Annotated in this window: 40 protein-coding genes and 2 tRNA genes; 38 read left to right on the top strand and 4 right to left on the bottom strand. The window is 69.5% G+C overall.

Annotated features, from left to right (window positions below; translation table 11 throughout):
• The first annotated feature begins 25 nt into the window (after positions 1-25).
• The 5 genes from IFU40_RS06395 to IFU40_RS06375 all read left to right on the top strand — a co-directional run bounded on the left by IFU40_RS06395 (position 26) and on the right by IFU40_RS06375 (position 5416).
• Positions 26-98: transfer RNA gene (locus tag IFU40_RS06395), tRNA-Asn, on the top strand.
• Between the two features lie 207 nt (positions 99-305).
• Positions 306-2654: an acyltransferase family protein gene (locus IFU40_RS17175; protein ID WP_191925793.1), complete on the top strand. Its 2349-nt coding sequence runs from the start codon at positions 306-308 to the stop codon at positions 2652-2654.
• 37 nt (positions 2655-2691) lie between these two features.
• The gene (gene glsA / locus IFU40_RS06385; RefSeq protein WP_191925792.1) at positions 2692-3621 is read left to right on the top strand and encodes a glutaminase A; all 930 of its coding nucleotides are present in this window, start codon (positions 2692-2694) and stop codon (positions 3619-3621) included.
• Between the two features lie 116 nt (positions 3622-3737).
• Positions 3738-4112 (top strand): tRNA-dihydrouridine synthase, encoded by a 375-nt coding sequence (locus IFU40_RS06380; protein WP_191925791.1) that lies wholly within the window; start codon positions 3738-3740, stop codon positions 4110-4112.
• Complete coding sequence (locus tag IFU40_RS06375) at positions 4112-5416, top strand: glutathionylspermidine synthase family protein (protein ID WP_055940380.1); 1305 nt, start codon at positions 4112-4114, stop codon at positions 5414-5416. The genes IFU40_RS06380 and IFU40_RS06375 overlap by 1 nt, the downstream gene beginning before the upstream one ends.
• A gap of 15 nt (positions 5417-5431) precedes the next feature.
• Here IFU40_RS06375 and def read toward each other — a convergent pair whose 3' ends face one another.
• Positions 5432-5998 carry a peptide deformylase gene (def, locus tag IFU40_RS06370; RefSeq protein WP_082509726.1) on the bottom strand — a complete coding sequence of 189 codons (567 nt, stop codon included), beginning with the start codon at positions 5996-5998 and terminating at the stop codon, positions 5432-5434.
• A 41-nt stretch (positions 5999-6039) separates the two neighbouring features.
• Here def and IFU40_RS06365 point away from each other — a divergent pair, with 41 nt between their 5' ends.
• The 3 genes from IFU40_RS06365 (at position 6040) to IFU40_RS06355 (ending at position 8138) form a co-directional block, all read left to right on the top strand.
• Positions 6040-7002, top strand: coding sequence for a DMT family transporter (locus IFU40_RS06365; RefSeq protein WP_191925790.1), 963 nt, complete (start codon positions 6040-6042; stop codon positions 7000-7002).
• Positions 7003-7007: 5 nt separating this feature from the next.
• Positions 7008-7988 (top strand): methyltransferase family protein, encoded by a 981-nt coding sequence (locus IFU40_RS06360; protein WP_191925789.1) that lies wholly within the window; start codon positions 7008-7010, stop codon positions 7986-7988.
• 76 nt (positions 7989-8064) lie between these two features.
• Positions 8065-8138 (top strand) — tRNA-Ile (locus IFU40_RS06355).
• 50 nt (positions 8139-8188) lie between these two features.
• Here IFU40_RS06355 and IFU40_RS06350 read toward each other — a convergent pair.
• The 3 genes from IFU40_RS06350 to IFU40_RS06340 form a co-directional block, all read right to left on the bottom strand.
• Positions 8189-9361: a tyrosine-type recombinase/integrase gene (locus IFU40_RS06350; protein ID WP_191925788.1), complete on the bottom strand. Its 1173-nt coding sequence runs from the start codon at positions 9359-9361 to the stop codon at positions 8189-8191.
• A gap of 61 nt (positions 9362-9422) precedes the next feature.
• A complete protein-coding gene (locus IFU40_RS06345; protein WP_342343503.1) occupies positions 9423-9848 on the bottom strand; it encodes an ImmA/IrrE family metallo-endopeptidase in 426 nt (141 codons plus the stop codon).
• Positions 9849-9867: 19 nt separating this feature from the next.
• On the bottom strand, positions 9868-10371 hold the full coding sequence (locus IFU40_RS06340) for a hypothetical protein (protein WP_191925786.1): 504 nt from the start codon (positions 10369-10371) through the stop codon (positions 9868-9870).
• An 89-nt stretch (positions 10372-10460) separates the two neighbouring features.
• On the opposite strand from IFU40_RS06340, the gene IFU40_RS06335 reads away from it, so the two are divergent.
• The 30 genes from IFU40_RS06335 (at position 10461) to IFU40_RS06190 (ending at position 26377) form a co-directional block, all read left to right on the top strand.
• Positions 10461-10721 (top strand): helix-turn-helix domain-containing protein, encoded by a 261-nt coding sequence (locus tag IFU40_RS06335; protein WP_191925785.1) that lies wholly within the window; start codon positions 10461-10463, stop codon positions 10719-10721.
• Positions 10718-10966: a helix-turn-helix transcriptional regulator gene (locus tag IFU40_RS06330; RefSeq protein WP_191925784.1), complete on the top strand. Its 249-nt coding sequence runs from the start codon at positions 10718-10720 to the stop codon at positions 10964-10966. The genes IFU40_RS06335 and IFU40_RS06330 overlap by 4 nt, the downstream gene beginning before the upstream one ends.
• Positions 10963-11238, top strand: a complete 276-nt coding sequence (locus IFU40_RS06325) for a hypothetical protein (RefSeq protein ID WP_191925783.1) — start codon at positions 10963-10965, stop codon at positions 11236-11238. The genes IFU40_RS06330 and IFU40_RS06325 overlap by 4 nt, the downstream gene beginning before the upstream one ends.
• Positions 11235-11489, top strand: a complete 255-nt coding sequence (locus IFU40_RS06320; RefSeq protein ID WP_191925782.1) for a hypothetical protein — start codon at positions 11235-11237, stop codon at positions 11487-11489. The genes IFU40_RS06325 and IFU40_RS06320 overlap by 4 nt, the downstream gene beginning before the upstream one ends.
• 103 nt (positions 11490-11592) lie before the next feature.
• Positions 11593-11790, top strand: a complete 198-nt coding sequence (locus IFU40_RS06315; protein WP_191925781.1) for a hypothetical protein — start codon at positions 11593-11595, stop codon at positions 11788-11790.
• Positions 11787-12263, top strand: coding sequence for a RusA family crossover junction endodeoxyribonuclease (locus tag IFU40_RS06310; RefSeq protein ID WP_191925780.1), 477 nt, complete (start codon positions 11787-11789; stop codon positions 12261-12263). The genes IFU40_RS06315 and IFU40_RS06310 overlap by 4 nt, the downstream gene beginning before the upstream one ends.
• On the top strand, positions 12260-12568 hold the full coding sequence (locus IFU40_RS06305) for a hypothetical protein (RefSeq protein WP_191925779.1): 309 nt from the start codon (positions 12260-12262) through the stop codon (positions 12566-12568). Before IFU40_RS06310 ends, IFU40_RS06305 begins: the two co-directional genes overlap by 4 nt.
• Before the next feature lie 91 nt (positions 12569-12659).
• A complete protein-coding gene (locus IFU40_RS06300; RefSeq protein ID WP_191925778.1) occupies positions 12660-13004 on the top strand; it encodes a hypothetical protein in 345 nt (114 codons plus the stop codon).
• A gap of 1 nt (position 13005) precedes the next feature.
• On the top strand, positions 13006-14070 hold the full coding sequence (locus tag IFU40_RS06295) for a hypothetical protein (RefSeq protein WP_191925777.1): 1065 nt from the start codon (positions 13006-13008) through the stop codon (positions 14068-14070).
• Positions 14067-14441 carry a hypothetical protein gene (locus IFU40_RS06290; RefSeq protein ID WP_191925776.1) on the top strand — a complete coding sequence of 125 codons (375 nt, stop codon included), beginning with the start codon at positions 14067-14069 and terminating at the stop codon, positions 14439-14441. Before IFU40_RS06295 ends, IFU40_RS06290 begins: the two co-directional genes overlap by 4 nt.
• On the top strand, positions 14438-14920 hold the full coding sequence (locus IFU40_RS06285) for a hypothetical protein (RefSeq protein WP_191925775.1): 483 nt from the start codon (positions 14438-14440) through the stop codon (positions 14918-14920). The genes IFU40_RS06290 and IFU40_RS06285 overlap by 4 nt, the downstream gene beginning before the upstream one ends.
• Positions 14920-15327: a hypothetical protein gene (locus tag IFU40_RS06280; RefSeq protein ID WP_191925774.1), complete on the top strand. Its 408-nt coding sequence runs from the start codon at positions 14920-14922 to the stop codon at positions 15325-15327. The genes IFU40_RS06285 and IFU40_RS06280 overlap by 1 nt, the downstream gene beginning before the upstream one ends.
• The gene (locus IFU40_RS06275) at positions 15324-16097 is read left to right on the top strand and encodes a hypothetical protein (RefSeq protein ID WP_191925773.1); all 774 of its coding nucleotides are present in this window, start codon (positions 15324-15326) and stop codon (positions 16095-16097) included. Before IFU40_RS06280 ends, IFU40_RS06275 begins: the two co-directional genes overlap by 4 nt.
• Positions 16094-16462 (top strand): hypothetical protein, encoded by a 369-nt coding sequence (locus IFU40_RS06270; protein WP_191925772.1) that lies wholly within the window; start codon positions 16094-16096, stop codon positions 16460-16462. The genes IFU40_RS06275 and IFU40_RS06270 overlap by 4 nt, the downstream gene beginning before the upstream one ends.
• Complete coding sequence (locus IFU40_RS06265; protein ID WP_191925771.1) at positions 16455-17792, top strand: replicative DNA helicase; 1338 nt, start codon at positions 16455-16457, stop codon at positions 17790-17792. The genes IFU40_RS06270 and IFU40_RS06265 overlap by 8 nt, the downstream gene beginning before the upstream one ends.
• Complete coding sequence (locus tag IFU40_RS06260) at positions 17783-18169, top strand: single-stranded DNA-binding protein (RefSeq protein ID WP_191925770.1); 387 nt, start codon at positions 17783-17785, stop codon at positions 18167-18169. The genes IFU40_RS06265 and IFU40_RS06260 overlap by 10 nt, the downstream gene beginning before the upstream one ends.
• Entirely contained in the window at positions 18169-18387 is a 219-nt protein-coding gene (locus IFU40_RS06255; protein WP_191925769.1) for a hypothetical protein, read from the top strand. The genes IFU40_RS06260 and IFU40_RS06255 overlap by 1 nt, the downstream gene beginning before the upstream one ends.
• Positions 18384-18644 carry a hypothetical protein gene (locus IFU40_RS06250; protein ID WP_191925768.1) on the top strand — a complete coding sequence of 87 codons (261 nt, stop codon included), beginning with the start codon at positions 18384-18386 and terminating at the stop codon, positions 18642-18644. The genes IFU40_RS06255 and IFU40_RS06250 overlap by 4 nt, the downstream gene beginning before the upstream one ends.
• 170 nt (positions 18645-18814) lie before the next feature.
• On the top strand, positions 18815-19315 hold the full coding sequence (locus tag IFU40_RS06245; protein ID WP_191925767.1) for a hypothetical protein: 501 nt from the start codon (positions 18815-18817) through the stop codon (positions 19313-19315).
• Positions 19312-19590, top strand: a complete 279-nt coding sequence (locus IFU40_RS06240) for a glutaredoxin domain-containing protein (RefSeq protein ID WP_191925766.1) — start codon at positions 19312-19314, stop codon at positions 19588-19590. The genes IFU40_RS06245 and IFU40_RS06240 overlap by 4 nt, the downstream gene beginning before the upstream one ends.
• Positions 19587-22217, top strand: a complete 2631-nt coding sequence (locus IFU40_RS06235; RefSeq protein WP_191925765.1) for a DNA methyltransferase — start codon at positions 19587-19589, stop codon at positions 22215-22217. The genes IFU40_RS06240 and IFU40_RS06235 overlap by 4 nt, the downstream gene beginning before the upstream one ends.
• Positions 22214-24085 carry a DNA cytosine methyltransferase gene (locus tag IFU40_RS06230; protein WP_191925764.1) on the top strand — a complete coding sequence of 624 codons (1872 nt, stop codon included), beginning with the start codon at positions 22214-22216 and terminating at the stop codon, positions 24083-24085. Before IFU40_RS06235 ends, IFU40_RS06230 begins: the two co-directional genes overlap by 4 nt.
• Entirely contained in the window at positions 24082-24321 is a 240-nt protein-coding gene (locus IFU40_RS06225) for a helix-turn-helix domain-containing protein (RefSeq protein WP_191925763.1), read from the top strand. The genes IFU40_RS06230 and IFU40_RS06225 overlap by 4 nt, the downstream gene beginning before the upstream one ends.
• Positions 24318-24923 (top strand): hypothetical protein, encoded by a 606-nt coding sequence (locus IFU40_RS06220; RefSeq protein ID WP_191925762.1) that lies wholly within the window; start codon positions 24318-24320, stop codon positions 24921-24923. The genes IFU40_RS06225 and IFU40_RS06220 overlap by 4 nt, the downstream gene beginning before the upstream one ends.
• Positions 24920-25138 carry a hypothetical protein gene (locus IFU40_RS06215; RefSeq protein ID WP_191925761.1) on the top strand — a complete coding sequence of 73 codons (219 nt, stop codon included), beginning with the start codon at positions 24920-24922 and terminating at the stop codon, positions 25136-25138. Before IFU40_RS06220 ends, IFU40_RS06215 begins: the two co-directional genes overlap by 4 nt.
• Complete coding sequence (locus tag IFU40_RS06210; RefSeq protein ID WP_446724820.1) at positions 25138-25413, top strand: WhiB family transcriptional regulator; 276 nt, start codon at positions 25138-25140, stop codon at positions 25411-25413. The genes IFU40_RS06215 and IFU40_RS06210 overlap by 1 nt, the downstream gene beginning before the upstream one ends.
• Entirely contained in the window at positions 25410-25556 is a 147-nt protein-coding gene (locus IFU40_RS06205; RefSeq protein WP_191925760.1) for a hypothetical protein, read from the top strand. Before IFU40_RS06210 ends, IFU40_RS06205 begins: the two co-directional genes overlap by 4 nt.
• Complete coding sequence (locus IFU40_RS06200) at positions 25553-25765, top strand: hypothetical protein (protein WP_191925759.1); 213 nt, start codon at positions 25553-25555, stop codon at positions 25763-25765. Before IFU40_RS06205 ends, IFU40_RS06200 begins: the two co-directional genes overlap by 4 nt.
• Positions 25762-26043, top strand: coding sequence for a hypothetical protein (locus IFU40_RS06195; RefSeq protein WP_191925758.1), 282 nt, complete (start codon positions 25762-25764; stop codon positions 26041-26043). The genes IFU40_RS06200 and IFU40_RS06195 overlap by 4 nt, the downstream gene beginning before the upstream one ends.
• Positions 26036-26377, top strand: a complete 342-nt coding sequence (locus IFU40_RS06190; protein ID WP_191925757.1) for a hypothetical protein — start codon at positions 26036-26038, stop codon at positions 26375-26377. Before IFU40_RS06195 ends, IFU40_RS06190 begins: the two co-directional genes overlap by 8 nt.
• Positions 26378-26553 lie beyond the last annotated feature (176 nt).

Here is a 26553-nt window from a genome sequence, read left to right as displayed (position 1 = left end):
GTTGCCCACCGCAAGGTGCGCATGATCCTCGGTAGCTCAATTGGCAGAGCAGTCGGCTGTTAACCGACAGGTTCTTGGTTCGAGTCCAAGCCGGGGAGCGAGAGTACCGCGTCATCTAACGTGGCTCTCACCTTAGGCCCGGGCTTCCACCCCGGGCCTTTCCTCTTTTCCGGGCGACCATCGCGGGCCCGGGACGGGCGAGTCGCACGTCTCGCGATCTGAACAGCGGCCGCCTGCGCGGCGTATGGGAGCGGTTCCATTAGACTCGCTCCGGCCGTCGCTCGGCGGCCGGAGAGGACGCCCCCGTGACCGCACCCGCAGGCCCCGCGCGCCGCGATCTCCAGGGGCTCCGGGCGTTCGCCGTCGTGGCCGTGGTCGCCACGCACCTGACGGGATGGCCGCGCGGAGGCTTCGTCGGCGTCGACGTGTTCTTCGTGCTCTCGGGGTTCCTGCTCACCGGTATCGTGCTGCGCGATCTGGACGCCTCCGGCACCGTGCGCCTGTCGGCGTTCTTCGCCCGACGCCTCCGACGCCTTCTGCCCGCTGCCCTCGTCGTGCTGGCCGCCACCGTGGGCGCCGCCTTCGTGGTGTTCCCCGGTACCCGCGCCGAGAGCATCGTGGGCGACGCTCTCGCCGCGGTCGGCCTCGTCTCGAACTGGCGCTTCGCGCTCGAGGGACGCGACTACTTCTCCACCATCGCCGTCTCACCGCTGCAGCACTTCTGGTCGCTGTCGATCGAGGAGCAGTTCTCGCTCCTCTGGCCCCTCCTCGTCATGCTGCTCGTGCTGGTGCTCCCCGACGCGCGTCGGCGGGGCACGGGGGCGCGCGTCGCGGTGGGCCTGCTGTCGAGCGCCGTGGTTCTGGCATCCGCTGCTCTCGCCTGGATGCAGACCCCGCTCGACCCGAGCGTGGCGTACTTCTCGACCGGAACCCGCGCGGGCGAACTCGCGACCGGCGCCGTCGTCGCGACCCTCGTGCCGCTCCTGCTCCGGATGCCGAGCCCCCTGCGCGCTCTGCTCTCGTGGGCCGGGGTGGCGCTCGTCGTCGCGTCGTTCTTCGTCGTCGATCCGACGGCGCCGTTCCCCGCCCCCTGGGCCGTGATGCCCGTCGCGGGCGCGGTGCTGGTGATCGCGGGTGGCACCGGGGGAGACCCGCGTCACCGCTCCCTCTTCGTGGTCTCGAATCCGCTGGCGGTCGCGATCGGCAACGCGTCGTACTCGCTGTACCTCTGGCACCTCCCCGTCATCGTCTTCGCCGGGGCGCTGCTGGCGCCCGGGCCCGCGGCCACCGGCATCACCGTGCTGGTGATGGTCGTGCTCACCGTTGCGACCTACCTCGGCGTCGAGCAGCCGCTGCACCGCTCGCCGTGGCTGGTCCGCCCGAACGGGGGCGCTCCGACCGCCGACGAAGTCACGGCCGCCTCGACCCCTGCCCTCGCCGATGTCGCGGTGCCGACGCCACGGGCCGCCGCGCTCGCGTCTCGCCCCGCCGGATGGGTGCCCGGGCAGCGGTACTACCCGGGACGGCGAGCGACCGAGAGCGCGACCACCGAGGCGGTCGCTCCGGAACCGGCCCCCGCTGCAGAGATCACCCCGCCCCAGCCCGCGCCGGTGCCCACCCCGGCGCCGGCCCGGCGCTCCGGCGACTCCTGGGCCGAGTGGAGAACGCGCTTCGCCCCGCGCATCGCCCTGGCCGGCGCCACCTTGGCGATCGGGGCCGGAGCGACCGTGCTCGCGGTGTTCGTCGCCTACGGGGCGCCGGTCATCGTGGCGCCCGCCGCACCCGTCGCCGCCGCTCCGGTGGCTGACGCCGGCGCCGCCCTCGCCGCTTTGCAGAGCGAGCTCGCCGCGGCGACGACGGCATCGAGCTGGCCCGATCTGCATCCCTCGCTCGACGAGGTGATGCGCGCCACCTCGGCCACCGATCCCGCGCACGACTGCTTCACCCCCGACGTCGCTCCCGACGCCGGCCGCTGCACGTGGGGGAACGCCGACGCTCCGCGGCACCTGTACCTGGTGGGCGATTCCAGCGCGATGGCCTACGCGCCCGCCTTCCGAGCCCTCGCCGACGCGAGCGGCGGAGCGTGGCGCGTCACGACCGTCGGAATGTACGGATGCCGTTTCACCGACGTCCTCGTCGAGAGCCGCGACCCCGCGGTGACGGCCGGGTGCGCCGGGCGCAAGTCCGACATCGCCGCGATGGTCGCCGCCGGCCCCGCCGACCTGCTCGTCGTGTCGAACGCCTACACGCTCGCCCGCACGGTCGACGGGCGGGACCTCAACGCCGCGGAGCTGGCATCCGGGGTCGCGAACGAGGTCTCGGGGTGGGCGCCGGCCGGGCACACCGTGTTCCTCGCGCCTCCGCCGCACGGCGCCGACCTGGGACGCTGCTACTCCCCGCTCACGGGCCCGGCGGCGTGCCTCGCCGCCGTCGACGACGTGTGGACGCAGATGCAGGCCGCCACCGAGGCGCAGGCGGCCGCCACCGGCGAGGCGGCGATCGACGCGTTGCCGTTCTCGTGCTGGCAGGGAGTCTGCCCCGCGTTCGCCGGCGACACACCCGTGCGGTACGACGACATGCACCTGACACCGGCGTTCTCCGAGCGCCTCGCGCCGATCCTGCGCGACGAGCTCTCAGCCCGCGGACTGTACTGACGGCCCCGCGCGCTCGCTCGGCTGACAGGCTGGGGGAGTGACCTCGCCCCCCGATCCCCGCTCCCTCGACCTCGACCCGCTCCGATCGCGCCTGCTCTCGGAGCGCGGTGGCACGGTCGACGACAGCATCCCGCAGCTGGCCGACGCCGATCCCGACCTGTGCGCTCTCGCCCTGGCGCTGCCCGACGGCACCGTGCGCACCAGCGCCCAGGCCGATGTGCCGTTCAGCGTGCAGTCGGCGGTCAAACCGTTCCTCTTCGCGCTCGCCCTCGTCGACACCGACGGAGAAGCCCTCGATCTCGTGGGCATCGAACCCACCGGTGAGGCCTTCGACGCGATCAAGCTCGAAAGCGGCACCGGTCGGCCGCCGAACCCGATGGTCAACGCGGGGGCGCTGCTGACGGCCTCGCTCGTCGGGGGAGACGGCCCCGACGAGCGCAGCGCGCGGATCGCCCGGGGCCTCTCGGCCTTCGCCGGCCGCGACCTGCTCGTCGACGAGCAGGTCGCGCACAACGAGCATCTGCTCGGCGACCGCAACCACGCCCTCGCCCACCTCATGCGGGCCGAAGGCGCGCTGAAGCCCTCGGCCGACGACGCGGTGGCCGTGTACGCCCGCGCGTGCGCAACCCTCGTCGATGCCGAGACCCTCGCGGTCATGGGCGCGACCCTCGCGCTCGGCGGCGAGAACCCCCGCACCGGTGAACGCGTCGTCTCCGCACGCGTGGCCCGCGACGTCGTCTCGGTCATGGCGACCTGCGGGGTGTACGACGGGTCGGGGCGGTGGATGCGCGCGGTCGGCGTGCCCGCGAAGTCGAGCGTGTCGGGGGCGATCGTGCTGTCGGCGCCGGGGCGTCTGGGAGCCGCGGTCGTCAGTCCGCCCCTCGACGATCAGGGCACGAGCGTGCGCGGCCGCCGGGCGAGCGAGATGCTCAGCGACGACCTGCAGCTGCACAGCTTCGCGGTCTGAACGCGCTTCTCCACCGACGCCGGAGGGCGCGGCCCGTGCATCTCGACCTGCACCGCCCGTACGTGTGAGAGCATCGGCGTGACCCCCGATCCCCGCCTGATCTCGCAGGAGAACCGATGCCCCCCGTCGCGCGCCGCCGCGCCTCACGCAGCGTGTCCGTCGGCGTCGTCGCCGCCCTGGCCGCCACCCTCACGGGCTGCGGGCAGGGGACGAACGTCTCCGAGGACTACGCCCAGATCTGTCAGGACAACGCGACCGAGAAGCGCCTGCCCGACGACGACTGCAACAACCACGGCGGCGGCGCGCACTGGTACTTCCTGCCCCTCGGGTCGGGGAGTCGCACGGTCCCGGCCGTCGGCCAACCCGTCGCGGGCGGCGTCGACACCCTGCCGGGCGGAAAGACCGCGGCCAAGGGCATCTCGGGCGACGGCGCGAGCGTCTCGCGCGGTGGGTTCGGCGGCTCGGGGTCCGACGGAAGCCACGGCGGCTGATGCGCCGCATCGAGCTCGAGCCGCGCCCCGACTGGGAACGCACGATCAAGCAGTCCGGCCTCATCTACTCCCGCTCCCTGCGCGACGACGGCACGGCGGTCGAGTACTGGAACGACGGCGCGGCCTACGTCTTCACCCTTGCCGAGGTCGAGGAACTGGAGCGGCAGACCGAGGAGCTGCACCGCATGTGCCGTGAGGCGGCCCGGTACCTGGCATCCGGAGAACTCGGCTCGCTCGGGCTCACCCCGAAAGCGTTCGAGCTCGCGCAGTGGTCGCTCGAGCAGGACGAACCCGACGTGTACGCCCGCTTCGATCTGGCGTACGCCGGCGACGGCACCCCGGCCAAGATGCTCGAGTACAACGCCGACACCCCCACCGGACTCATCGAGGCCTCGCTCACGCAGTGGTTCTGGCTGCAGGACCGCATCAGGACCGGTGCGCTCCCCGCCGACACCGACCAGTGGAACGGCCTGCACGAAGCGCTCGTCGCCCGGTGGCGCACGCTGCTGCACCGCTCTCTGAACGAGGGCGAGGGCGGTCGCCTGTTCGTCGCGCACTCGGATGCCGACATCTACGGCGAGGACTGGGACACCGTCGCCTACATGCGCGATCTCGCCGCCGAGGCGGGGTGGGAGCACACCGGCATCGAGATGAAGGACATCGGCTGGCACCACGGCGCGCGCCAGTTCGTCGGCGTTCCCGAGGCGTGGGGGTCGTCGCGCAGCATCGCCGCGCTGCCCGGCGACACCCCGGGCACCCAGTACCCCGTCATCCGCAACCTCTTCAAGCTGTACCCGTGGGAAGACCTGGTCTCGGGTGAGGATCGGGTCATCGGCGACCAGGAATTCGGCGCCCTGCTCATCGCCGGACGCGGACTGTTCGGCCGCTGGTACGAACCGGCGTGGAAGATGTTCCTCTCGAACAAGCTGCTGCTGGTCGCGCTGTGGCGGATGTACCCCGGGCACCCGAACCTGCTGCCCGCCTACGCGGACGGCCCGAACGGCATGACCGACTTCGTGGTCAAACCCGTCTTCGGCCGCGAGGGCGACGGCATCCGGGTGCACCGCGCCGACGGCAGCGTCGCCTCGAACGGTCAGGAATACCGACGCGAAGGCACCGGGCGCGAGCGCGTGTGGCAGCAATACCACGAGCTGCCCGACTTCCGCGGGTCGCACGGCAGCAACCACCCCGTGCTCGGGTCGTGGGTGGTCGACGACGAGGCGTACGGGGTCGGCATCCGCGAATCCGACGGACCCATCACCGACTACTACTGCCGCTTCGCCCCGAACATCATCGAGGGCTGAGACCGGCCGGATCGCTCAGGCGTCGATATCGTCGACGCCCGGCATCCACGAGACGCCGGGCTTGCCCCACTTGCGCTTCTTCGCGATCTTCGCGACGACCCGGCTGTCTTCGTCGTCGAGTCGGTCGACGTACAGGATGCCGTCGAGGTGATCGAACTCGTGCTGCAGGATGCGCGCGCGCCACCCGGTGACCTCGACGCGCACCGAATGCCCGTCGAGATCGGTCCCCGTCATCAGCGCGGCCTCGGACCGTCGCAGCGGGAAGCGCTCCCCGGGGAACGACAGGCACCCCTCCGACTCGTCGTCGGGATCGGGGTACCCCGGCTCAGTCGGACGGATCCAGAGCTCGGGGTTGATGACCACGCCGCGCCAGGGGAGCCCCTCGTCGTCCTCGTACGTGTAGGTGAAGATGCGCAGGCCCACACCCACCTGCGGAGCCGCGAGCCCGACACCGGGGGCGGCGTCCATGGTCTCGAACATGTCGGCCACGAGGGTGCGCACCTCGTCGGTGATCTCGTCGACGCGGGCAGCGGGGGCGTGCAAGACGGGATCGCCCATGATGCGAATCGGGAGTACGGCCACGTCTCCAGCCTAACCAGCGGGCGGACCGTTATCGTCGAGGGGTGATCCCGCTCGATGTCTCCCTGACCGACGGTATCGACGATCTCGTCGGCATCTTCCGCGATCCGCGCATCCTTCTCGGCATCCCGCTCGCCCTTTTCGGCGCGGTGTTCATGTCGTTCGGAGCGCAGTACCAGCACCGGGGCGTGCAGAAGGTGGAGCGCCTTTCGGGCAAGACCACCGGCGGCCTCTCGCGCAAGCAGCTCACCTCGCTGCTGACGCGTCCGTCGTGGGTCGCGGGCACCGTGATGCTCGCGCTCGCCATCGTCTGCCAGCTCGGGGCGCTCTCGGTCGCACCGCTCATCCTGGTGCAGCCGCTGGGTGCGATCGCGCTCGTCATCACGACGGTGCTGAACGCCCGGGTCTCTCACCACAAGCCCACCCGGCAGTCACTCATCGCGATCGCCCTGTGCGTCGGCGGCATCTTCATCTTCGTGACGATCGCGGCGTTCTTCGCCACCGAGCACGTGGTCACCGAGCGCGAGCTGCTGATCATCCTCGGCATCCTGGCCGTGGTCGTCGTGGTCTTCGGTGCCTTCTGGATGCTGGTGCGCCGCCGCGCGCAGGCCCTGTTCTACATCATGGCCGCCGGCGTCATCTACGGCTTCGTGGCCACCCTCGCCAAGGTCATCATCAGTCGCATCCAGGCCGGCAACTTCGAGTGGCTCACCCTTCTCTGCGTCGTCGCGCTGGTCGCCGCCGTCGCCGTCGGCGCCTACTTCGTGCAGACCGCCTACTCGGTCGGCCCGCCCGACCTGGTCATCGCCGGGCTCACCGTGATCGACCCGATCGTGGCCGTGCTGATCGGCCTGCTGGTGCTGGGCGAGGCGTCGACCGCCCCCGCGTGGGCGTTGATCGGCTTCGTCATCGCCGGCGCGATCGCCACGTGGGGTGTCATCCAGCTCACCAAGCACCACCCGCAGATCGCCGGCGACGGTAAGCCCGCCAAGCCGCGCGTGCGCTGAGCGGGATGGTGAGCCTTCGCCGGGCCGCGGCTACTGTCGTGGCGGGCCGTGCGGGCGACGTGCGCACCCCGGCCACGGCCTTGGCTCGGGCGTACTTCGCGTTGCAAGCCGCTGGCGGTGCCGCCTGGTGGGTGAGCGTGTTCACCGTCCCCCTCGTGAGGCAGGCGACGCTGGGCGGCCTCGACCCCGTTCCAGTGGCGGCCCTCGACGTTCCGCTCTTCGTGGTCGCCTCCTCCGCCGCCGCGGTGATACCCAGTCGAGGATCCCGGTGGGCGGCCAGCATCGCGACGACGTGGACGCTCGTCGTGACCGTCCTCCTGTTCGTCTACGCCACCGTCACCACTCACGCGGGCGGGGGAGTCGTCCTCATGATCGCGGCATCCACCGGGTCGGTGGGCGCGTGGTTCCTGCTCGTTCTCGGGCGGATCCCCACGACGTGGATTCTGATCGGACCGTTCGCCTTTCGTCCGGCACGCACGCGTCGCACACCCTGGGCGCACATTGCAGCGACGGCGGCTCAGATCGTCGTGTTCTGGGGCGTCTGCCTCGTCGTACTGCCCCTCGTCATCTCGGCGCTCGAACAGCGATGGCGCTTGGCGGTCCCGACGCTGGAGGGCACGGTCGCGGCCGGCGTGGTCGTCGTGGTGGCCGCCAGTGCGCTCGGACTCTGGTCTGCCGCGTCGTTGACGACGCGGGGCGACGGCACGCCCCTGCCGTCAGCGATGCCGAACCGTCTGGTGGTCGTCGGGCCGTACCGGATCATCCGCAATCCGATGGCCGTCGCCGGTATCGCCCAGGGGGTCGGCGTCGGGCTGATGCTGTCCTCGTGGATGGTCGTCGCCTACGCCCTCGCCGGCTCTCTCGTGTGGAACTACGCAATCCGCCCGCACGAAGAAGCCTCCCTCGCCGCGACCTTCGGCGACGAGTACGCCCGCTACCGGCACGCGGTGCGGTGCTGGGTTCCTCGCCTGAGGGCACCGCGCTGAGCAGATCGAGCGGGCACGTCATACCGGGCCCCGCTTTCTCGCCGGACGACGGATGCCGGTAGGCTCGTCGTCGCTGGGGGCGGTGGCCAAGCTGGTCAAGGCAGCGGGCTCATAACCCGACGATCGTGGGTTCAAGTCCCACCCGCCCTACTCAAGCCCTCCGACTGGTTACGCCAGGTCGGAGGGCTTTTTTTGTTGCCTCAGGACGCTCGGATGCCGATGCCTGCCCACACTTTGCCCACATCCGCGGCGGCCGTGGCGCGCGCATCGAGCAGCGTCGCGACGTTGTCGAGGTCGTCGTCGAACAGGTCGGCATAGGTGTCGAGCGTCATGGCCGCGGACTTGTGGCCGAGCATCCTCTGCAGCACCTTGACGTTGGCGCCGGCCGAGACGGCGAGGGATGCCGCGGTGTGCCGGAGGTCGTGAGGTGTGAGGCGTTCGATGCCGGCGGTCCTGAGCCCGGTGAGGAACCACGACTTCGAGGTGTGCGGCTGGCGGAGGTAGTTCGGCCCGTCCGTGAAGACCGTGTCGTCGGGGCCCTTACCGACGCAGAGCGCAGCGAGCGCGTGGTCGAGGAACGCGGGGAAGGCGACGGTCCGGCGCTCCCACGACTTCGGTTCGCCTTCGTGGAAGATGCCGTCGAGCTCGACGACGGGGCGCCGCACGTTTAGGCGTCGGCGGAGCATGTTGAGGTCGCGGACGCGGAGTCCGACCGCTTCGCTCCAGCGCAGGCCGGTGTAGGCCAGCACGACGACGAGGGTGGATCGGGTCGGGTCCGCGATCGCCCCCGCGAGGCTCATGACCTCGGCATCCGTGAGATACCTGCGGTGGGCTTTGCCGGTCTTCTTCGGGAGGTTCTCGGCGCCGCGCGCGGGGTTGCTGTGGATGCGGCCGTCGCGCTTCGCGTCGTCCAGGATCCCGGCGAGCACGCCCACGGCGCGGAGCACGCTGGACGCTGACAGCTCCCGGCCGTTCTTCCGGTTGCCGAGACGTTCTGCCGGGGCCTTGCCGTTCCCGAGCTGCGTGATCCACGCCTCGACGTCGGATGCCTTCACGTCGGCGACCGGGACGCGGCCCCACTTCGGTTCGACGTACACGCGCCAGGACATCTCGAGGGGCCGGTATGACGACGGCTTGAGCCCTGCCTTCTTCTCGATCCAGGTCGGGCCGAGGTGTGCCACAGTGACGCGGCCCGCGGTCGGGTCGACGTACTGCCCGGTGGCTTTTGACATGGTGACGGAGGCCAGGAACAGTTCGGCCTCGCGCTTCGTGCGGAAGCCGCGCTTGTCGGTCTGCTGCTTGTCAGGCTTGCGGTACCGGACCCGGTAGCGCTTCCCCTTCGCCGTGTCGTACGGCGTTATCGTCCCGGCCACTACCGCGACCCCTTCGACTTGTGTTCGGGCGCCGGTGAGGCGCACAGCGTTGCGGGCGGCGTCATGCGCTCTGCTCCCGGTGCAACCATTGGCCCACACCCATTCGGGCTTTCACGTACGTGATCCCTCGCAGCTTGAGCATGCTCGAGCGCAGCCACAGATCGAGTGCCTCAGGTGCCACGCCCAGCTCTTCGGCGATGTCGTGGCGATGGATGCCATCGCGTTCGAGTTGCGCGTACCGTGCTGGCTCGATGAGCAGCTGCGCCGCGAAGACGTCTGCGCGTTCCTCAACCTCGGGCTCACCCTCGCACCGGTCGCCGTTGTGCGCGTGCCCCAGCTCGTGCGCGATCGTGAAGACCGTCTCGTCCGGGGTGAGCTTCAGATCGACGTAAATCTCGCGCTCTTCCTCGTACCACTCCCCGAGGACCCCATCCTCGAGGTGCGCGGCGTGAACCGTAATCCCCAATCTCGCGGCGTACCGCAACACGTACTTCAAACCCGACCCCTCAGTCTGCGTGCGGAGCCTGGTCCGCCTTTCGTGTCCCCTTGCGAGCCGCGGTGCGCTTCCGCGAGGGCGGTTGCTTCACGGACGGTTCGCCCAGGCTTTCATCATCAGCGGGGGTACCGACATTGCTCGGGAATCGTCCCCGCACGACGTTCTCGGCGGCCTTGGCGGCCTGGCTAGCAGGAGCGTCGAAGAGGGTAGATGCGCCCTCGATGCCCATTCGCTTGCTGACCTCGATAACGAGTTGCTCATCAGACGCTGCGGCCAGCGCGACCTGAATGCCGTCCAAGCCGGCCTCTTGTTCTGTCAGGTGCCCGTTGGCCACGAGCGCGGCCACAGGTGAAGTGCCGTACGCACGGGCGAGCGCGATCGCTGTCTCGATCAGGAAACGGCCCGCCGTGATCTGCCGCGAAAGCGTCGCGTGGCTGAGGCCAGCTTGCTCTGCCGTTTCACGCAGGGACTCAGTAGCACCGATGGCCTTGAGCCATTCATGGGGGGTGGGCATGTCTCAATCATGAGACACAACAGTCTCAGTGTCAAACCATTTGGTGCAGTCGGGTTGACCATTTGTCTTAGCCATGTTTCCATCGTTTCATGACTGAACCACTTGGTACGACGGTGAGAATCCGTCCTGATCTGCTCGACCGACTCAAGTCGAACGCGGGTATCCGAAGTGATGACGCGTTCGCTCGAACCATCGGAATCACGCGCGCCACTCTGGCTCGCATCAAGGCGGGCGACGAGCCTTCGCTTCGTACCGTGCTCGGCATCATGCAGGCATTCGGGCTTGCGTTCGGAGAGGTGACGGAGCCCGTTCAGGCGGAGGTTGCTGAGCCCGTGTCGGTGGCATCGTGAGCGCGGTTGCTCCCGTCACGCCGATCCGATCGGCTAAGCCCTCCGCCGAGGTGCCGGTGTGGTTGTCTCCCGCGCAGGTGTGCGAGGTCGTCCCGGTGTTGACCGTCCGTGACCTCGAGGACATGCGGTCGAACGGCACCGGTCCCGCCTACTCGCGTCCGACCCCGCGGAAGGTCGTGTACCTCGAAGCGGATGTCCGCGCGTGGGTGCAGTCGAAGCGCCAGACCACCCGGGAGCAGTCATGAGCGTGCTCGATACCCGGCCATCGAACGCAGAGCCTGAGGCTGACCTCAGCGCCCTCATCGAGTCCGACGACGAGGCCGTCTGCAACAGGGGCGACGCCGCTGCCGTCGCCAGCCTCGTCGTCAGGTGCTGTGGCGCGTCCTACCTCGTCTGCGATCGACACCTCCGCATGGCACGCATGCGGATCGAGCAGAACGCGTTCCTCTGCGCGACCTGCGGCACCCCGTACGTGCGGAGCCAGTTCGACGAGGTCTACCGGGTGGTGTCGCTGTGACTGCCATCGCCAAGCACCCCGTGGGCGCCCTCGTCGTGTTCATCGCCACCCTCTACGCACTGATCCTGCTCATGTCCGTCTCGCCGCTGCTCGCGTTCATCGTCGCCTGCATCATCGGGCTCGCGCTGCTCGTGGTCTACATCGTCGAGGGCCTCGCCCTCTACATCTCGTTCGACTGCCACGACGGCCGTCACTCCGCGTGCGACGGCTGCTGGTGCGCCCACTGCCCGCACATCCCGCTCACCCCCTGATCTTCCGCCGGGGGTGTCTGCCCCCTCTCTGATGCCGGCGACGGTCGCCGATGGCATCCCCGGCGGCCCTCCCACCCACCCTCACTTCTCTCAGGAGCACCCGTTGAACCGTCCTCTTTTGCGCGCCCCGAAGTCGCTTCGCCGCCGCCCGTACCGTGCCCGCCGCGTCGCCGCCGTGATCCACGTGCCGTTCGAGTACTCGACCGAGCGAGCGGCGCCCCGCGCGCTCGTCATCGTCGCCACGGTCCTCGCCCTGCTCGTCGTCGTCGAGCTGATTGTCGCGCTGGTGGTGATCGCATGACCCCGACGTCGTTCTTCGTCGCTGGCATCCCGATCCCGCAGGGTTCGAAGAAGGGCTTCTCGCGGAAGAACTCGTCCTTGGTGCAGATCGTTGACGACAACAAGGCCCTGCTGCACCCGTGGCGTGACCAGGTCGCCCGCGTCGCGTTCAGTGTCTTTGCGTTCCGCGGCGTCGTGGAGGGGCCCTGCCGGGTCGACGCGGCGTTCGTGCTGCCGAAGCCCCCGTCGGTGAAGCGGGACCTGCCCGCGGTCCCGCCCGACCTGGACAAGCTCCTGCGCGCCGTGTTCGACGGCATCACGCAGGCCGGGAACGTCTGGCCGGATGACTCGCGCGTCGTCGAGGCGCACACCTCCAAGGTCTACGGCGTCGCCCCCGGCGTGCACGTGACCATCACCCCGATCTCCGGCGTCACGGTCCTCGTGCCGTCGGTCAGTGAGACGGCTCCCGTCGTCGAGGAAGGAACAGCAGCATGACCGAGATCAAGCCCACCGCGTTCAAGCGCGGCGTCCCCGCCGAGCAGGCCAACGGCCTCTACGGCGTCGAGGACCGGCTCATCGAGATGGCGCCCGGCGACCAGATCGTCGCCGTCGTCACGTTCTCCGTCGACGAGGTGATGGAGAAGCGCCGCGCAGGGGAGGAGTGGCCCGTCGTCGCGATGAAGCACCTCGAGCCTCTGTGGGACGAGAAGTCGTCGTCGGCGGCGATCAAGCTCCGCGATTCGGCGTACAAGAAGCGCACCGGCCAGGACGCGCTCGAGATCGCTGAGGTGGACGGCTGATGGGCGACATCAGCCCCGCCAACGACGTCGACTTCTGGACGAGGGAAGCGTGATGTGCGCGACGGCGTCCGCTGCGCCCGTCGTCGCGGACATGAACAGGATCCGCGACGACCACGGTCTGGCGGAGGCGCAGCAGGAGTCGGCGTGGTGGTCCGGCTGGGGTGACGAGCGTCTGGGCGTCTCCGCGAAGCAGGGCTACCGCGCCGGCTGGTGGGCGGCGGTGCAGTGGGTGCTCAACACCCAGCAGGCGATCGACGACCTCACGACCGGGGAGTTGCTCGCTGAGCTGCGCAAGGAGGCCGGGTCCGTCTACTGGCCGCTCTTGGCCGCCGACCCCACGTTCTGGGCGGACTGTCCGCGCTGTCGCGTGGAGGTCCTCATCGACAAGCAGGGGCTCTGCCCTACGTGCACGCACGAATTCGAGGAAGGGAACTGACATGGCGCTGACTACGCGCAAGCCGACGGGGCGCCCGTCGTGGCCGATTCTGCTGCTGGCGGGTCGAGAGGGAGCTGGTAAGACGTTCGCGGCGCTGTCGGCGTCGACGTCGCCGCTCGTGGGCCGGGTGCTGTACATCGGCATCGGAGAAGACGACCCGGACGAGTACAGCCTGATCCCAGGCGTCGAGTTCGACATCGTCGTGCACGACGGCACGTACCCAGGCATCTTGGCGGCGATCACGGCGGCCGTGGAAGAGCCCACGGGCGACCTGCCGACGCTAATCGTCGTTGACTCGATGTCGCGGCTGTGGACGCTGATCCAGGACAACGTGCAGGCGATCGCGAACAAGCGCGCGAAGGGCCGCCGGAACCCGAACGGTGACTTCACGATCTCGATGGATCTGTGGAACCTCGCGGCGGATCAGTGGAACGACGTGATGAACGCGCTCCGTCTGCACCAGGGACCGGCCATTCTCACCGCGCGCCTCGACCCGGTCGCCGTGATGGAAAACGGCCAGCCGACGGGCGCGAAGGACTGGAAGGTCCAGGCGCATAAGTCGCTCGTCTTCGATGCAGCCGGCGTGATCGAGATGCGGGAGCGGGGACAGTTCCTCATCACGAAGCTGAAGTCGATCCGGATGATGCTCGAGGGGCCGCGCCAGTACCCGAATTTCACGGTCGAGAAGCTGTGGAACGACCTCGGCATTGCAGACGGTACGGGAGACCGAGCCCACGCAACGGTCGTCGCCGACCGCTCCGGAACTGAAGCGCCACGCACGACCGGCGTTGACAAGGTGAAGGCCGCGGTCACCGCCATCGGCAAGGCAGCGGACGCCGCGAAGCTGGACGAGATCGAGGCGCACGCGGCGTCACTCGGCATCCACGGTGTTGCAGCTTTCGTCGACGCGATGAAGGCGCGGAGGGCTGAGCTCGGCACGGCCGACGCCGATGCGTGGGCGCCCACCGAGCAGACCGCAGCATCCGGCAGCCTGCACGATATTCATGCCCAGGTTGCCGACGAGCACAAGGTCGCGGCGTGGCCCACCGCGGAGGTGCCCGCGTGAGCGCCCTGACCGCGCCCGTCGAGGATGGTGTGCGCGACTACCTGCGGACGCCGATCAACTTCGGCACCGACACCGAGAAGCAGCGTCTCGCTGAGGCAGACGCGTTCCGCGCGGGCGTCGAGTGGGGGCAGGCGCATACGGACGGTCGCGTGCTGGCCGGGCTGATCCCGGGGCCCGTCGAGGCTCGTCTGCTGCGCATCGGCGATCGTGTGCGCGTCGTGCACGGCGAGGCGACCGTGATCACGAAGCGCGAGCACGGCCGTCCCGGCTCGGTCTACATCGGCACCCGCACCGACGGTGGCGCCGAGGTCGTGCACGAGTTCCGCTCCACGGAGCGCGTGCACGTGATCTTGGGGGCGACGGCAGCGTGAACGACATCCACCCCGTCGTGGCCGCGACCTTGCGCGCCATCATCGGCCTCGAAGTCGACGCCACGGACGCCCTGCACCAGAAGCTGGCTGCGACGATCACGGACCTCGGTCCTGGGGCGACGTACGGGCAGCGAATTGTGGCGCTGCGTTTCGACTTCGTGTGGGAGCTGCGTGACGCCGGGAAGGTGTACGGCGAAGCGAAGGGCGACTACGAGGGCACGCGGTCGCGGCGGGTCGTGGAGATCACTGAGACGGCGATCGCGGAGGGCCGCAAGGTCACGCTCGGGCTTGCTGAGCACATGGCCGAGGCCGAGCTGTACGAGCTGAAGCTGACGTACCTGGTGGCGGAGCAGCGTGAGCGCGCGATGCGGAAGTTCCTGGACGCGCTCGACGCGGCGCTCGATAACCACCGCACGGACCGCGCCGACTCGCGCGCCGTCGACCGGGCTACCGCGCAGGGCTTCGGCGGGGGTTCCTGATGGTCGCGGGTGAGTTCACGGACGCCACGGTGCGCCAGGTGTTCTTCGAGCGGGACGGAGAGGCGTGCTTCCTGTGCCGTCGGCATCTCCGGTTCGAGGACCGCGGCGAGGGGTGGTCGATGCACCACCGGAAGCCGCGCGGCGCGGGCGGTGTGAAGGGCCGCGGGGCCGAGGTGTTCGCGTCCCCCGCGAACGCGCTGACGCTCTGCGGATCCGGGACGACCGGATGCCACGGCGACGCCGAGAAGAACCGGGACGTCGCGCTCGAGCGCGGGGTGCTGATCTCGCGTCTCGGTCGCGGCGAGGAGTTCGACCCGCCGCGGGTGCGGGTGCAGAGGAACGACAGAACTTGGTGGCTGCTCGACGAGAGCGGCCTGGCGAAAGAAGTGGAGAAGTCATGGGCGTGAGGCGTACGCACCTCGAGTTCGAGGGGCAGTTCACTCAGGTCCCGAACGCCTGGGCGCGCGACAAGAAGCTGTCGCGGAAGGCGCGCGGGCTGCTGGTCGAGATCATGTCGCACCGCGTCGGCTGGCGCGTGTCTATCTCGGGCCTGCAAGAGGCCGGCGTCGAGGGTCGCGACGCGATCAAGTCGGGCCTGGTCGAGCTGAAGAACCACGGCTACCTGGTGGTGGCTCAGGGTCGCGGTGATCGTGGCCGGTTCGAGGAAGTCGAGTACGAGCTGCACGATCCGGCGACCGGTGACGGATTATCCGCCCACGGTGGCACCGCTGACGGATTGTCCGCTGACGGGTCACCCGCTGACGGGTCAACCGCTAGCGGAAAATCCGCAGCCTATAAGAACACCAGTCCTCTAGAAGACCATCTGGAAGAAGACCATCTCTCAGAAGGTGCGATCGAGCTGGTGGCGGCGGTGTCGTTCGACGAGTTCTGGGCGGTGTGGCCGCGGAAGGTCGCGAAGCCGGATGCTCGTCGGGCGTGGGACCGCGCGCTGGCGAAGGTCTCGGGTGAGGTCGTGCTTTCGGCGGCCGTCGCCTACCGCGACAACCCCGGTCGTCCCGAGACGCAGTTCATCCCGCATCCGGCCACGTGGATCAACCGCGAGGGGTGGAACGACGAGCTGCCGCAGCCTCGAGCTGAGCGCTTGGGCGCAGTCGATGCTGGGCGCCGCGCCGCCGAGCTGATCGCTGAGCACGACCGTCTGGCGGTCAGCGCATGAACGCTCAGGAAGCGAACGTGCTGCTGACGAAGGCGGCGCTGCTCGACGGCCGGTTCCGTCGCGCGCCCGAGGATCTCGCGCAGATGTCGATCGAGTGGTCGCTGGTGCTCGGCGACGTGCACCTCGGCCCGGCGATCGACGCTCTGCGGATCCACTACCGCGCCAGCGCGCAGATGATCATGCCGTCCGACGTGCGCGCCATTACCGACGACATGGCCCCGGATGTCGCTGTGCGCCTCGCAGACGGCCCCGAGTGGCTCCGCGCGCACGGCGTGGACGCCGAACGGTTCCAGGCGCGTCTCGCGGCGGGTGAGCGTCCGACGCGCATTCTGCGTGAGCTCGGCGCGGGGGTGGGCGATGAGTGAGGTGTCGGTGCCCTACGACCTTGCGGCGGAGCGCGCAGTACTCGGCGCGGCGATGCTGTCGACGGCCGTGCTCGACGACGTGCTCTCGGTGGTCGAGCCGGGCGACATGTACGACCCGAAGCACGAGACGGTGTTCGCCGCGATCCGGCGCCTGCACGACTCGAACGCGCCGACCGACGTCGTCGCCGTCGTGGACGACCTGCTCCGCGCAGGTGACGTGAAGGGCACCCTGGACGCCGCGTACGTGCACGAGCTGACGTCGCAGGTCACCACGGCCGCGAACGGCGGCTACTACGGCGACATCGTGCACCAGCACGCCATCCGCCGGCGCCTGCTCGAGGTCGGCACGAACATCGCGCACATCGCCTCCGATACGGGCATCGGTGCGCTCGAAGCGGTCGAGCTGTCGCGCGAGAAGGTCGACGCGATCGGCGCCAACGCCGCGGTCGACGTCCGACAGTTCGGTGACTACCTCGCGTCCTACGTCCAGGGCCTGGATGAGAAACCGAAGTACGTGCCCACCCCGTGGTGGGAGGTCAACAACCACCTCGGCGGCCTCCGCGCGGGCGGCCTGTACGTCGTCGGCGCGCGCCCCGGCCAGGGCAAGTCGATCCTCGGCCTTCAGATGGCGCTGCGTCTCGCGAAGGAGGGGCCCGTCGCGTTCTGCTCGCTGGAGATGTCGAAGGACGACATCATGTCGCGCTGGGTCGCGCAGCTCGCCCAGGTGTCGCTGCACTCCCTCGTGAACCACGAGGTGTCCAAGACGTCGTGGCAGAACCTCGCGATGGTGCGCTCGCAGATCGCGGACACGCCGCTGTTCGTGTCGACGTCCGACGAGGTCTCGACGATCACCCAGGTCCGCGCGTTCGCCCGGTCCGTCGCCCGCCGAGCACCGAAGGGGCAGCGTCTCGCCGGCGTCGTCGTCGACTACCTGCAGTTGCTCACGTCAGGGGAGCGGGTCGAGTCCCGCCAGATCGAAGTCGCCGGGTTCTCCCGCGCGCTGAAGCTGCTGGCGCAGTCGCTCGGCGTGCCCGTCATCGCGCTGTCGCAGCTCAACCGCGGGTCCACGACGCGCAAGTCGAACCGTCCGACGCTCGCGGATCTGCGCGAGTCGGGCGCCATCGAGCAGGACGCGGACGCAGTGATCCTGCTGCACCGCGACGAACAGAATTCCCCGTCCCGGCTCGACCTGGACATCGCCAAGAACCGGCAGGGGCAGCAAGGGCGCATGTCGCTGCAGTGGGAGGGCACTTTCTCCCGCGTGGTGTCGCGCGCATGGTCACCGTCGACGCTCGTCGACGACAACGGAGGAGCAAGCACATGGCAGTGAAGACGATCGTCGGCCGTCTCGGGGGAGTCCCCGAGGTCCGGGCCGCCGGAGGCAAGCACGTCGCGACGTTCAGCGTCGCGGAGACGAAGCGTCGCTTCAGCCGCGAGAAGAACGACTGGGAGGACGAGTTCACGATCTGGCACGACGTCGAGTCGTGGGTTGCGCCGAACGCTCTCGCGCAGCTCGCACGCGGGACGCTCGTGATCGTTCTCGGGGAAGAGCGCGACGCGTCGTACGAGAACCGCGAAGGCAAGCAGGTCCGCAAGACCGTGGTCCGCGCGACCAGCGTCGGCACCGTGGTCCGCGAGGCCGCGCAGCAGCAGGCCCCCGCCGGCGGCGGATGGAACACCCCGACGAACTCGGGGGAGCCGTTCTGATGGCCGCCGCGAAGCCGCGCCGTACACAGGTCGAGGCGCTCGACGATCTCACCGCGCAGATCCGTCTCAGTAACCAGCTCAACGCTCTTGCCCTCCCCGCGGCGGTGCTGAAGCACGACCCGAAGACGTACACGAACCCGGTCACGCAGACCGCGGTCGACGAGAAGAACCAGCGTCGCGCTGACGTGCGCGCCGCCCTCGGATGGGAGCAGTCATGAGCATCGAGACCGACATCACGGTCACGCTCGCGAAGGTCGAGGTCGGCGACGACTACGACGTCGAGCTGACGACGACGGACCCGCTGACGGGCGATCAGGCGACGATCTCGCTGACGCCCGCCCAGGCGGGGGAGCTCGCGGACGAGTTGCGCTTGACCGCGGCCACGGCGAACGAGGCGCGCGCGGTGGACGACGTCGCGCGGGTGGACGCCACGGCGACGCACGGCTTCGATATCGATTGGCCGGTGCAGTCATGAGCGACTGGCCCTCGACGATGGAGGTCGGCCCGATCCGGGAATGGCCGGGGAAGCTGAGCACCTCGCGCACTTCGTCCCCGTTCAATCGCCCACCCAAGTACGTCGACGGGAGAAGAGTCCCTGGCACCCCCGTACCGCTTGGGCAGACCCTTCGGGATCTCGATCGGGAGTTGAGGGAGCTCGGCGCGAAGAACGTCGAGCTGCTGGTGGCGATCGACGCTGCGCAGTTCCGCATCGACGGCCGCCCTTACGCGAACGCCAAGGCTGCGCACCCCGGCGTGATCCTCACCTTCGAGATCCCGGAGGTGGGCACGGTGTCGTACCCGTGCGACACGTTCACGACGTGGGAATCGAACCTGCGGGCCGTGGCGCTCGCGCTCGAAGCTCTTCGGAAGGTCGACCGCTACGGCGTGACGAAACGCGGTGAGCAGTACCGCGGGTTCCTCGCACTCGAAGCGACCGCGGCACCGGCTGGGTTCGCTGACGCAAACGAGGCTCTGCGCTTCCTCGCGAGCTTCCATCCGAACGTGCCTGGCGCCGCCACCGTGACGCCCAAGGTGCTGCTCCGAAGCGCGCAGCGGAAGGCACACCCCGACCACGGCGGAGACGACGCGACGTTCCAGCGAGTGTCGCTCGCCGAGGCGAAGCTGCGAGAAGCGGGTCTGCTGTGAGCGTCGCCGCGAAGGTGGTCACCGTCTGGACCAAGCCCATCTGCGGGCCGTGCACCGCAGTGAAGGCCGCACTCACCACCGCCAAGGTCCCGTTCGTCGAGCGCGACCTCACTGCGCCGGATGCCGCCGACGACCTGAAGTACTTCCGCAGCATCGGCCTGGCATCCGCGCCCATCACCGAGTACGGCGACAAGGCCGTGCCCGGTTTCCTCCCCACCGAGATCCGCGAGGTCATCGACCTGTGGCGATCCGACCACCCCGTGGAGCAGACATGAACACCCTCCTCAAGCTCGACACCGGAAACGACGGCTCCCTCGACTACGACGGCTTCCTCCGCGAGAAGGTCCGCTTCGACCGGTCGTACGGCTTCACCGTGCCCGACGACGCGCTGTCGCCGATCTTCCAGCCCGAGCACCCGCTTTACCAGCCGCACCAGGCCGCGGTCGTCCACTGGGCCGTCGAGGGCGGCCGGCGCGCGATCTTCGCCCGCTACGGGCTCGGCAAGTCGGTCATGCAGCTCGAAGTACTCCGCCTGATCGTCGAGCACGCCACAGATCACGGCACCCCTGACGCGTTCGGGCGGCTCGTGCGCCGCGGCCTCATCGTTGCGCCGCTCGGTGTCCGCTTCGACATCGTGCGCGACGGCCGCGACCTGCTCGACGTCGAGGTGCGCTTCGTCCGCACCACCGCCGAGGTCGACCCCACCTGGTCGGGCCTATACGTCACGAACTACGAGTCGGTCCGCGACGGGAAGCTCGACGTCGACCTGTTCACCGCCGTCTCCCTCGACGAGGCCGCAGTACTCCGCTCGTTCGGATCCGAGACCTACCAGCGGTTCCTCGTCCTCTTCGCCGACACCCCGTTCCGGTTCGTAGCCACCGCCACCCCGTCACCGAACCGGCACAAGGAGCTGATCCACTACGCCGGGTTCCTCGGCATCATGGACACCGGCGCCGCCCTCACCCGGTTCTTCCAGCGCGACTCGTCCAAGGCCGGGAACCTCACCCTCTACCCGCACAAGAAGCGCGAGTTCTGGCTGTGGCTCAACACCTGGGCATGCTTCCTGCAGCGGCCGTCCGACCTCGGCTACTCCGACGCCGGCTACGCGCTCCCCGAGTTGCGTGTGCACTGGGACGAGGTGCAGGTCGGCATCCTCTCCGATCAGGTCGACCGCGACGGGCAGGGCGTGCTCGTCCGCGGCGGCGCGATGTCGCTCGTGGACGCCGCGCGCGAGAAGCGCCGCACCCTCGACGCCCGCGTCGCCCGGGCAATGACGATCGTGCGCGAGCACTTCGGGCGACCCCTGCCGGGTCAGATCCTGCTCTGGTGCGACCTGAACGACGAGCAGACAGCGCTCGAGCGGGCGCTCGCCGACGAGGGCCTCACTTACTCGTCCGTGCACGGGGGCCTCACCGATGACCAGATCGAGCAGCAGCTCGGCGCATGGCTGGCGGGGGAGACGTACGCGCTCATCGGCAAGCCCGTGCAGCTCGGCCGCGGACTCAACCTGCAGCAGTGCAGCACCGCCGTGTTCGTCGGCATCACGCACAAGTACGAGCAGGTCGTCCAGGCCGTGCACCGCATCCACCGCTTCGGCCAGATCCAGGAGTGCGACGTGCACCTGATCTACGCCGAGACCGAGTCGGAGGTGCGCGCCGTGCTCGAGACGAAGTGGGTCGAGGACGATCGCCTCACCGACACCATGTCCGACGTCCTCCGCGAATTTGGCCTGTCGGCATCCGCGATCTCCGCCGAGCTCACCCGCGCGATGGGCGTCGAGCGCCAGGCGCACACCGGCAACGACTGGACGATCGCGCTGAACGACTCCGTCGTCGAAGCCCGCGACCACCTCGAGGCGGAATCCGTCGGCCTGATGGTCACCAGCATCCCGTTCGGCAACCACTACGAGTACTCCCCGAACTACGCCGACTTCGGCCACACCGACGACAACGCCCACTTCTGGTGGCAGATGGACTACCTCACCCCGTCGCTCTACCGCGCGCTCATGCCCGGCCGGATCCTCGCCGTGCACGTCAAGGACCGACAGCTCTTCGGCTCCGTCACCGGCGCCGGCGTCTACACCGTCAGCGAGCTGCACGCCGAAGCGATCGCGCACTACCGCCAGCACGGGTTCGACTACTACGGCGCCATCACCGTCACCACCGACGTCGTCCGCGAGAACAACCAGACCTACCGGCTGGCGTACTCGAAGATGCTGAAGGACCACACGCCGATGGGCGTCGGCTCACCCGAGTACGTGCTGCTGTTCCACAAGCCGCAGAGCGACCGCTCGAAGGGCTGGGGCGACGTCCGCGTCGTCAAGGAACGCGCGCAGTACTCCGTCGGCCGGTGGCAGATCGACGCGGCCGCGGACTGGCGTGTATCCGGCGACCGTCTGCTCACCCTCGACGAGATCGCCGCGCTGTCGCCCGGCGCGCGCACGAAGCTCTTCACCGAGCAGTCGCTCCGGTCGGTCTATGACCACGAGCAGCACGTCGCCCTCGCCGAGCGGATGCTGGCCGTCAACGCGCTGCCCGGAACCTTCGCCGCGCTCGTGCCCGGCTCGCCGGCGCCGAACGTCTGGCACGACATCCTCCGCATCGAAACCCTCAACGGGGAGCAGAAGCGCCGCGCCGTCGAGAACCACATCTGCCCGTTCCCGCTCGACATCCCACGGCGTCTGATCCGCACGTACTCGAACCCAGGCGACCTGGTCTACGACCCGTTCAGCGGGCTCGGGTCGACCGTGCTCGAAGCCGTGCGCCAGGGCCGCCGCGGCTACGGGTCCGAGCTGAACCCGGCATCCGTCGCCGACTCGCTCGTCTACCTCGAGCGCCACGACCGCGAGCAGGGCGTCCCGACCCTGTTCGACCTGCTCGACCAGGAATGGACTGCAGCATGACCCCGCGCATCGGCACCAGCGACGTCACCATGTCGGACTACTACTGCGGAGCCGGCGGATCGTCGACGGGCGCCGTCGCCGTCGGCGTCCGCGTCGCCATGGCCGTCAACCACTGGGACCTGGCGATCGCCACGCACAACACCAACCACCCCGACACCGACCACGACAAGGCCGACATCAACAAGGCCGACCCCGCCCGCTACCCGCGCACCACCATCGGCTGGTTCTCACCCGAGTGCACCTACTGGTCGCAGGCGCGCGGCGAGAAGCTCCCCGACGGGCAGCTCGCGTGGGACTTCTTCGGCGACAGCGTCCCGAACGAGGCCGCCGACCGCTCCCGCATGGGCATGTGGGACGTGCCCCGCTTCACCGCGCACCACGGATACGAGATCGTCATCGTCGAGAACGTGCCCCGCGTCGTCAAGGGCGTCCAGTGGGGCGCGTGGCTCCGCAGCATGCACGACCTCGGCTACCTCCACGAGGTCATCTGGCTCAACAGCATGCACGCCGCCGGCGCCGGTCCCGCCGCGCCGCAGTCCCGCGACCGCGTCTACATCGTCTTCTGGAAGGCCGGGAACCGCCGCCCCGACTTCGACGGCTGGATCCGCCCCGAGGCCATCTGCCCCGAGCACGGCCTGATCCGCTCGGCCCAGGTGCTGAAGCCGAAGGGGTCGCCCATGAAGACCTACGGCGCGCAGTACACGCTGCGCTGCCCCAACGTCGCCTGCAATACCGAGGTGTTCCCCGCCGTCGCCGGAGCTGACACGATCATCGACTGGTCGAAGCGTGGCATCCGCATCGGCGACCGCAAGACGCGCGGCATGGACGAGCTCGCGGAGAAGACCATGCTCCGCACCTTCCACGGCGTGCGCCGCCACTGGGCGCAGCCGATGGTCATCGAGGCCGCCGGGAACACGTACGACGCCACGAGCCCGCGGCACCCGCAGCACCTCGACCCGGACGCCTACTACCGCGCCTGGCCCGCCGACGAGCCGCTCCGCACCCTGCACACGACGTCGTCGAAGGGCCTCATCGTCCGTGGGGAGGGGAATACGACGCCCGCGCGCGCCGTCGAGGAGCCCATCGGCGCCATCACGGCGGCCGGGTCGCAGTTCCTCGCGGCCCCACCGCTCATCATGCGCAACATGACGGCCCGCGGCGATCAAGGCCAGATGTCGAAGCCGGTCACCGAGCCGATTGGCGCGCTCACGGCGTCCGGCGTCCACTCGCTGCTGATTCCGATGGAAGGTCGCGACGGCAAGACCGCACGTCTGGCATCCGGGCCCATGCGCACGCAGTCGACGAGGAACGAGACGGGTCTGCTCGTGCCACTGCGCACCCACGGCACCGCGGCGCCGACATCGGACCCGATGAAGACGGTCGTCGCGGGCACCGTGTCGCAGTCGCTCGTCGTCCCGCTCCGGAACCACGGCACCGCCAAGACCGCCGCCGAGCCGATCGACACCGTCGCGGCATCCGGCAACCACCACGCACTCGTCATGCGGAACAACGGTGGCCCGGCCGAGTCCGGCTGGCAGACCACGGCGGCCGCGGAGCCGCTGCGTACGCTCACGACCGGCGGGCACCAGTCGCTCATCGACACCGAGCACCCGCCTGTCGTTGAGACGACGCTGACCGACGACGAGATCTGGCAGCTCGTCTACGACGCCGAGTTCCGCATGCTCGAGCCCGACGAGATCAAGCGCGGCATGGCCTTCGCTTCGGGGTACGTGCTGCTCGGTAATAAGCGCGAGCAGGTTCGCATGGCGGGGAACGCGGTCACGCCGAACGCCGCCCGCGACATCATCGCCGCGTGCGTTGAGTCCCTCGGCTACGACGTCCGCTCGACCTTGGCGCTCGCAGCATGAGCCGCCACCTGACGGACGCCGACCGCGCCCGAATCGAAGCACTCCGCGCCGAGGGCATGCCCGCGACGTGGATCGCGGAAGACCTCGGCGTGCACCCGAACACGATCCGGCTGGCCGTGGCGGCGAACCCCGCTCAGGCCGCGGCGTGGCGCGCCGACTTCCAGCACATCCGACGCAACGCGGAGCTGTTCAAACTCCACTGTGAGATCGCGCCAGCGAAGCGAGGAAACGCATGACCATCCCCCTCGACGCGATCGACCCGGAAGCCGGATACCGCCAGTGGGTCGAGCAGTACCTCTGGCACGTCGACCAGCTTCCCAACGTCGTCCAGGCCGTCGGAACCGTCGCCATGGCGCCGCAGCGTCTTCGAGCAGCGCAGCTCCGCGAGCGTGTCTCGGGCGGAGGGTTCATCGACAACATGCCGGTCGTCGACGGCCCGGAGTCCCGCAACGCGGCCGCGGTCTGGCAGGCCCTCCGCGCCTACCTCTCGGTCGCAGCATCCCGACTCGGCGTGGAGGCGCCCGCGCTGCCGCCGTCGCTCCCGGACGAACCGGACCTCGCGCGTCAGTGGGCTTTCGCTGCGAACGAGTGGATGGCGGCGTGGGTCGAGCACATCCTGAGCTGGCCCGACCTCGCCGAGAAGGAGGGTGAGCTGTTCCGCCTTATCCGCCGCGCGCGGACCCGCCTCGACACCGGCACCGTCCGCCGCGCCCGCCCTGCCGTGTGCGAGCTCTGCGGCGAGGCCGGCGTGACCGTCGACTGGGAGGAAGGCCCCGACGGTCCCGTGCTGCTCCGCTCGTGCCAGGTGTGCCACCACCGCCCCGGGGGCGACGCGTGAGCGCGGGGCCGATCGCGCAGGATCGGCGCGCGCACACCGTGGCGTTCTCGTCGACGGCGGACAACGCGCGGGTGTGCGTCCGCGTGAAGGACACGGGGCGAGGCTACTGCGGCCGCAAGACGACACCCGCGAAGTCGACCTCGGAGTGGGGCGCGGTCTCGTGCTCCGACTGCGAGGCCGCGCGCCGCGCCGACCTGGCGGCGGGGCCCCGCTGATGTTCGCCACCGAGGGGCAGCCGCGGCGCGCATGGTCCGACGGCGGGATGCTGACGCCCGAGCCGTGGGTGGCGGAGGCTGCCTGCGCGGAGATGGACCCGGAGGCGTTCTTCCCGGAGCGGGGCGACTCGACGGTCGACGCGAAGCGCATCTGCCGCTCGTGCCCGGTGCAGCCGGAGTGTCTGGCGTACGCGCTGAGAACGAAAGAGCCCAGTGGCATCTGGGGAGGGAAGTCGCCTCGAGAGCGGGGCGCACTGCTGAGGAGGACATCATGATCGAACGCTGGTTGATCCGTCGGAGGGATGCGGCCGCGGACCGCTGGGTGCCGCTGTCGGCGTCCAAGTCGTCGGCGGAGCGTCGGGCGTACCGCTCGCTCCGCCGATGGGACACCCTGCTGAGCGTGTGGGGGCGACCGTGAGCGCGCCCCTCGCACTGCTCATCGCCTGCGGCGTCATCGCGGTCACCGTCGTCGTGGCCGTCTTCGCTATCGCCCTGTGGGCCGAACCGCGCGGCATCACGTCCGGGCCCGCGGTCGCCGCGGCGCGGGGACTATTCGTCGGCCTCGTGCTCGTCGTGATCATCGCGTTCGTCGCCGTGCTCTGGGGCCTCACATCGGGGTGGGCATGAGCGTCGAGCAGCGCGTCAAGGTGTCGTGCGACGACTTCGATTGCTCGGCATCGATCACGAGCGGAGTCGGTCTGACCACCGCGCGATCGCTGACGAGTCAGGCGGGCTGGGTCAACACCGTGCACCGCATGGGCCCCGATTACCGTGTCGTCCTGCAGGACTTCTGCCCCGACCACCGCGACAGGGCATTCGACTGGAATACCTGGTGGCAGCAGGAGCGGGAGCGCACCGGATCGAGCGCACAGGACCACACGAACAGGAGCACGACCGATGTCTGACGAGATGATCTACGAACCGCTGACCGCCGAGGAATTCGCCCTCGGCTCCGGCTACAGCTACCGCGACGTGCCCATCGTGGAGGACGAGAGCGCGTCGTACGTCTTCGCGCACGGCCACATCGACCCCGAGACCTACGCGGCCGTCGTGAACGACTACGACCGGGAGATGGGCGGATACGACGATCCCGACCTGGCGTACGCGGCGAAGGACGTTCAGCACGTGTGGGCGGTCGTCACCTCGCCGCCTGACGGCCCTGAGGGTTGGTACATCTCGTGGGCCGACGAGCACCAGGAGAACGCGGATCGCTTCCCGCTGACGGTCGTGTCGCGGTGACCGGATCGAGTGATTCGCACCTGACCGGGTGCCCGCGGTGCGATCTGTCCGACGCGCTGGCCGCCCACAACGGTAAGGGCGACTGCCCTCCCGGATCGAGCGAACGGGAGTCGTGATGGCGAGTAACAAGATCAAGGTCGAGTTGATCACGGAGCGCAAGGCACTGGAGGTGGTGC

This window comes from Microbacterium sp. CFBP 13617 (assembly GCF_014839445.1).
Taxonomy (GTDB): domain Bacteria; phylum Actinomycetota; class Actinomycetes; order Actinomycetales; family Microbacteriaceae; genus Microbacterium.
Note: the sequence above shows the minus strand (reverse complement) of the source record. Positions and strands in the feature narration are given on the sequence as shown.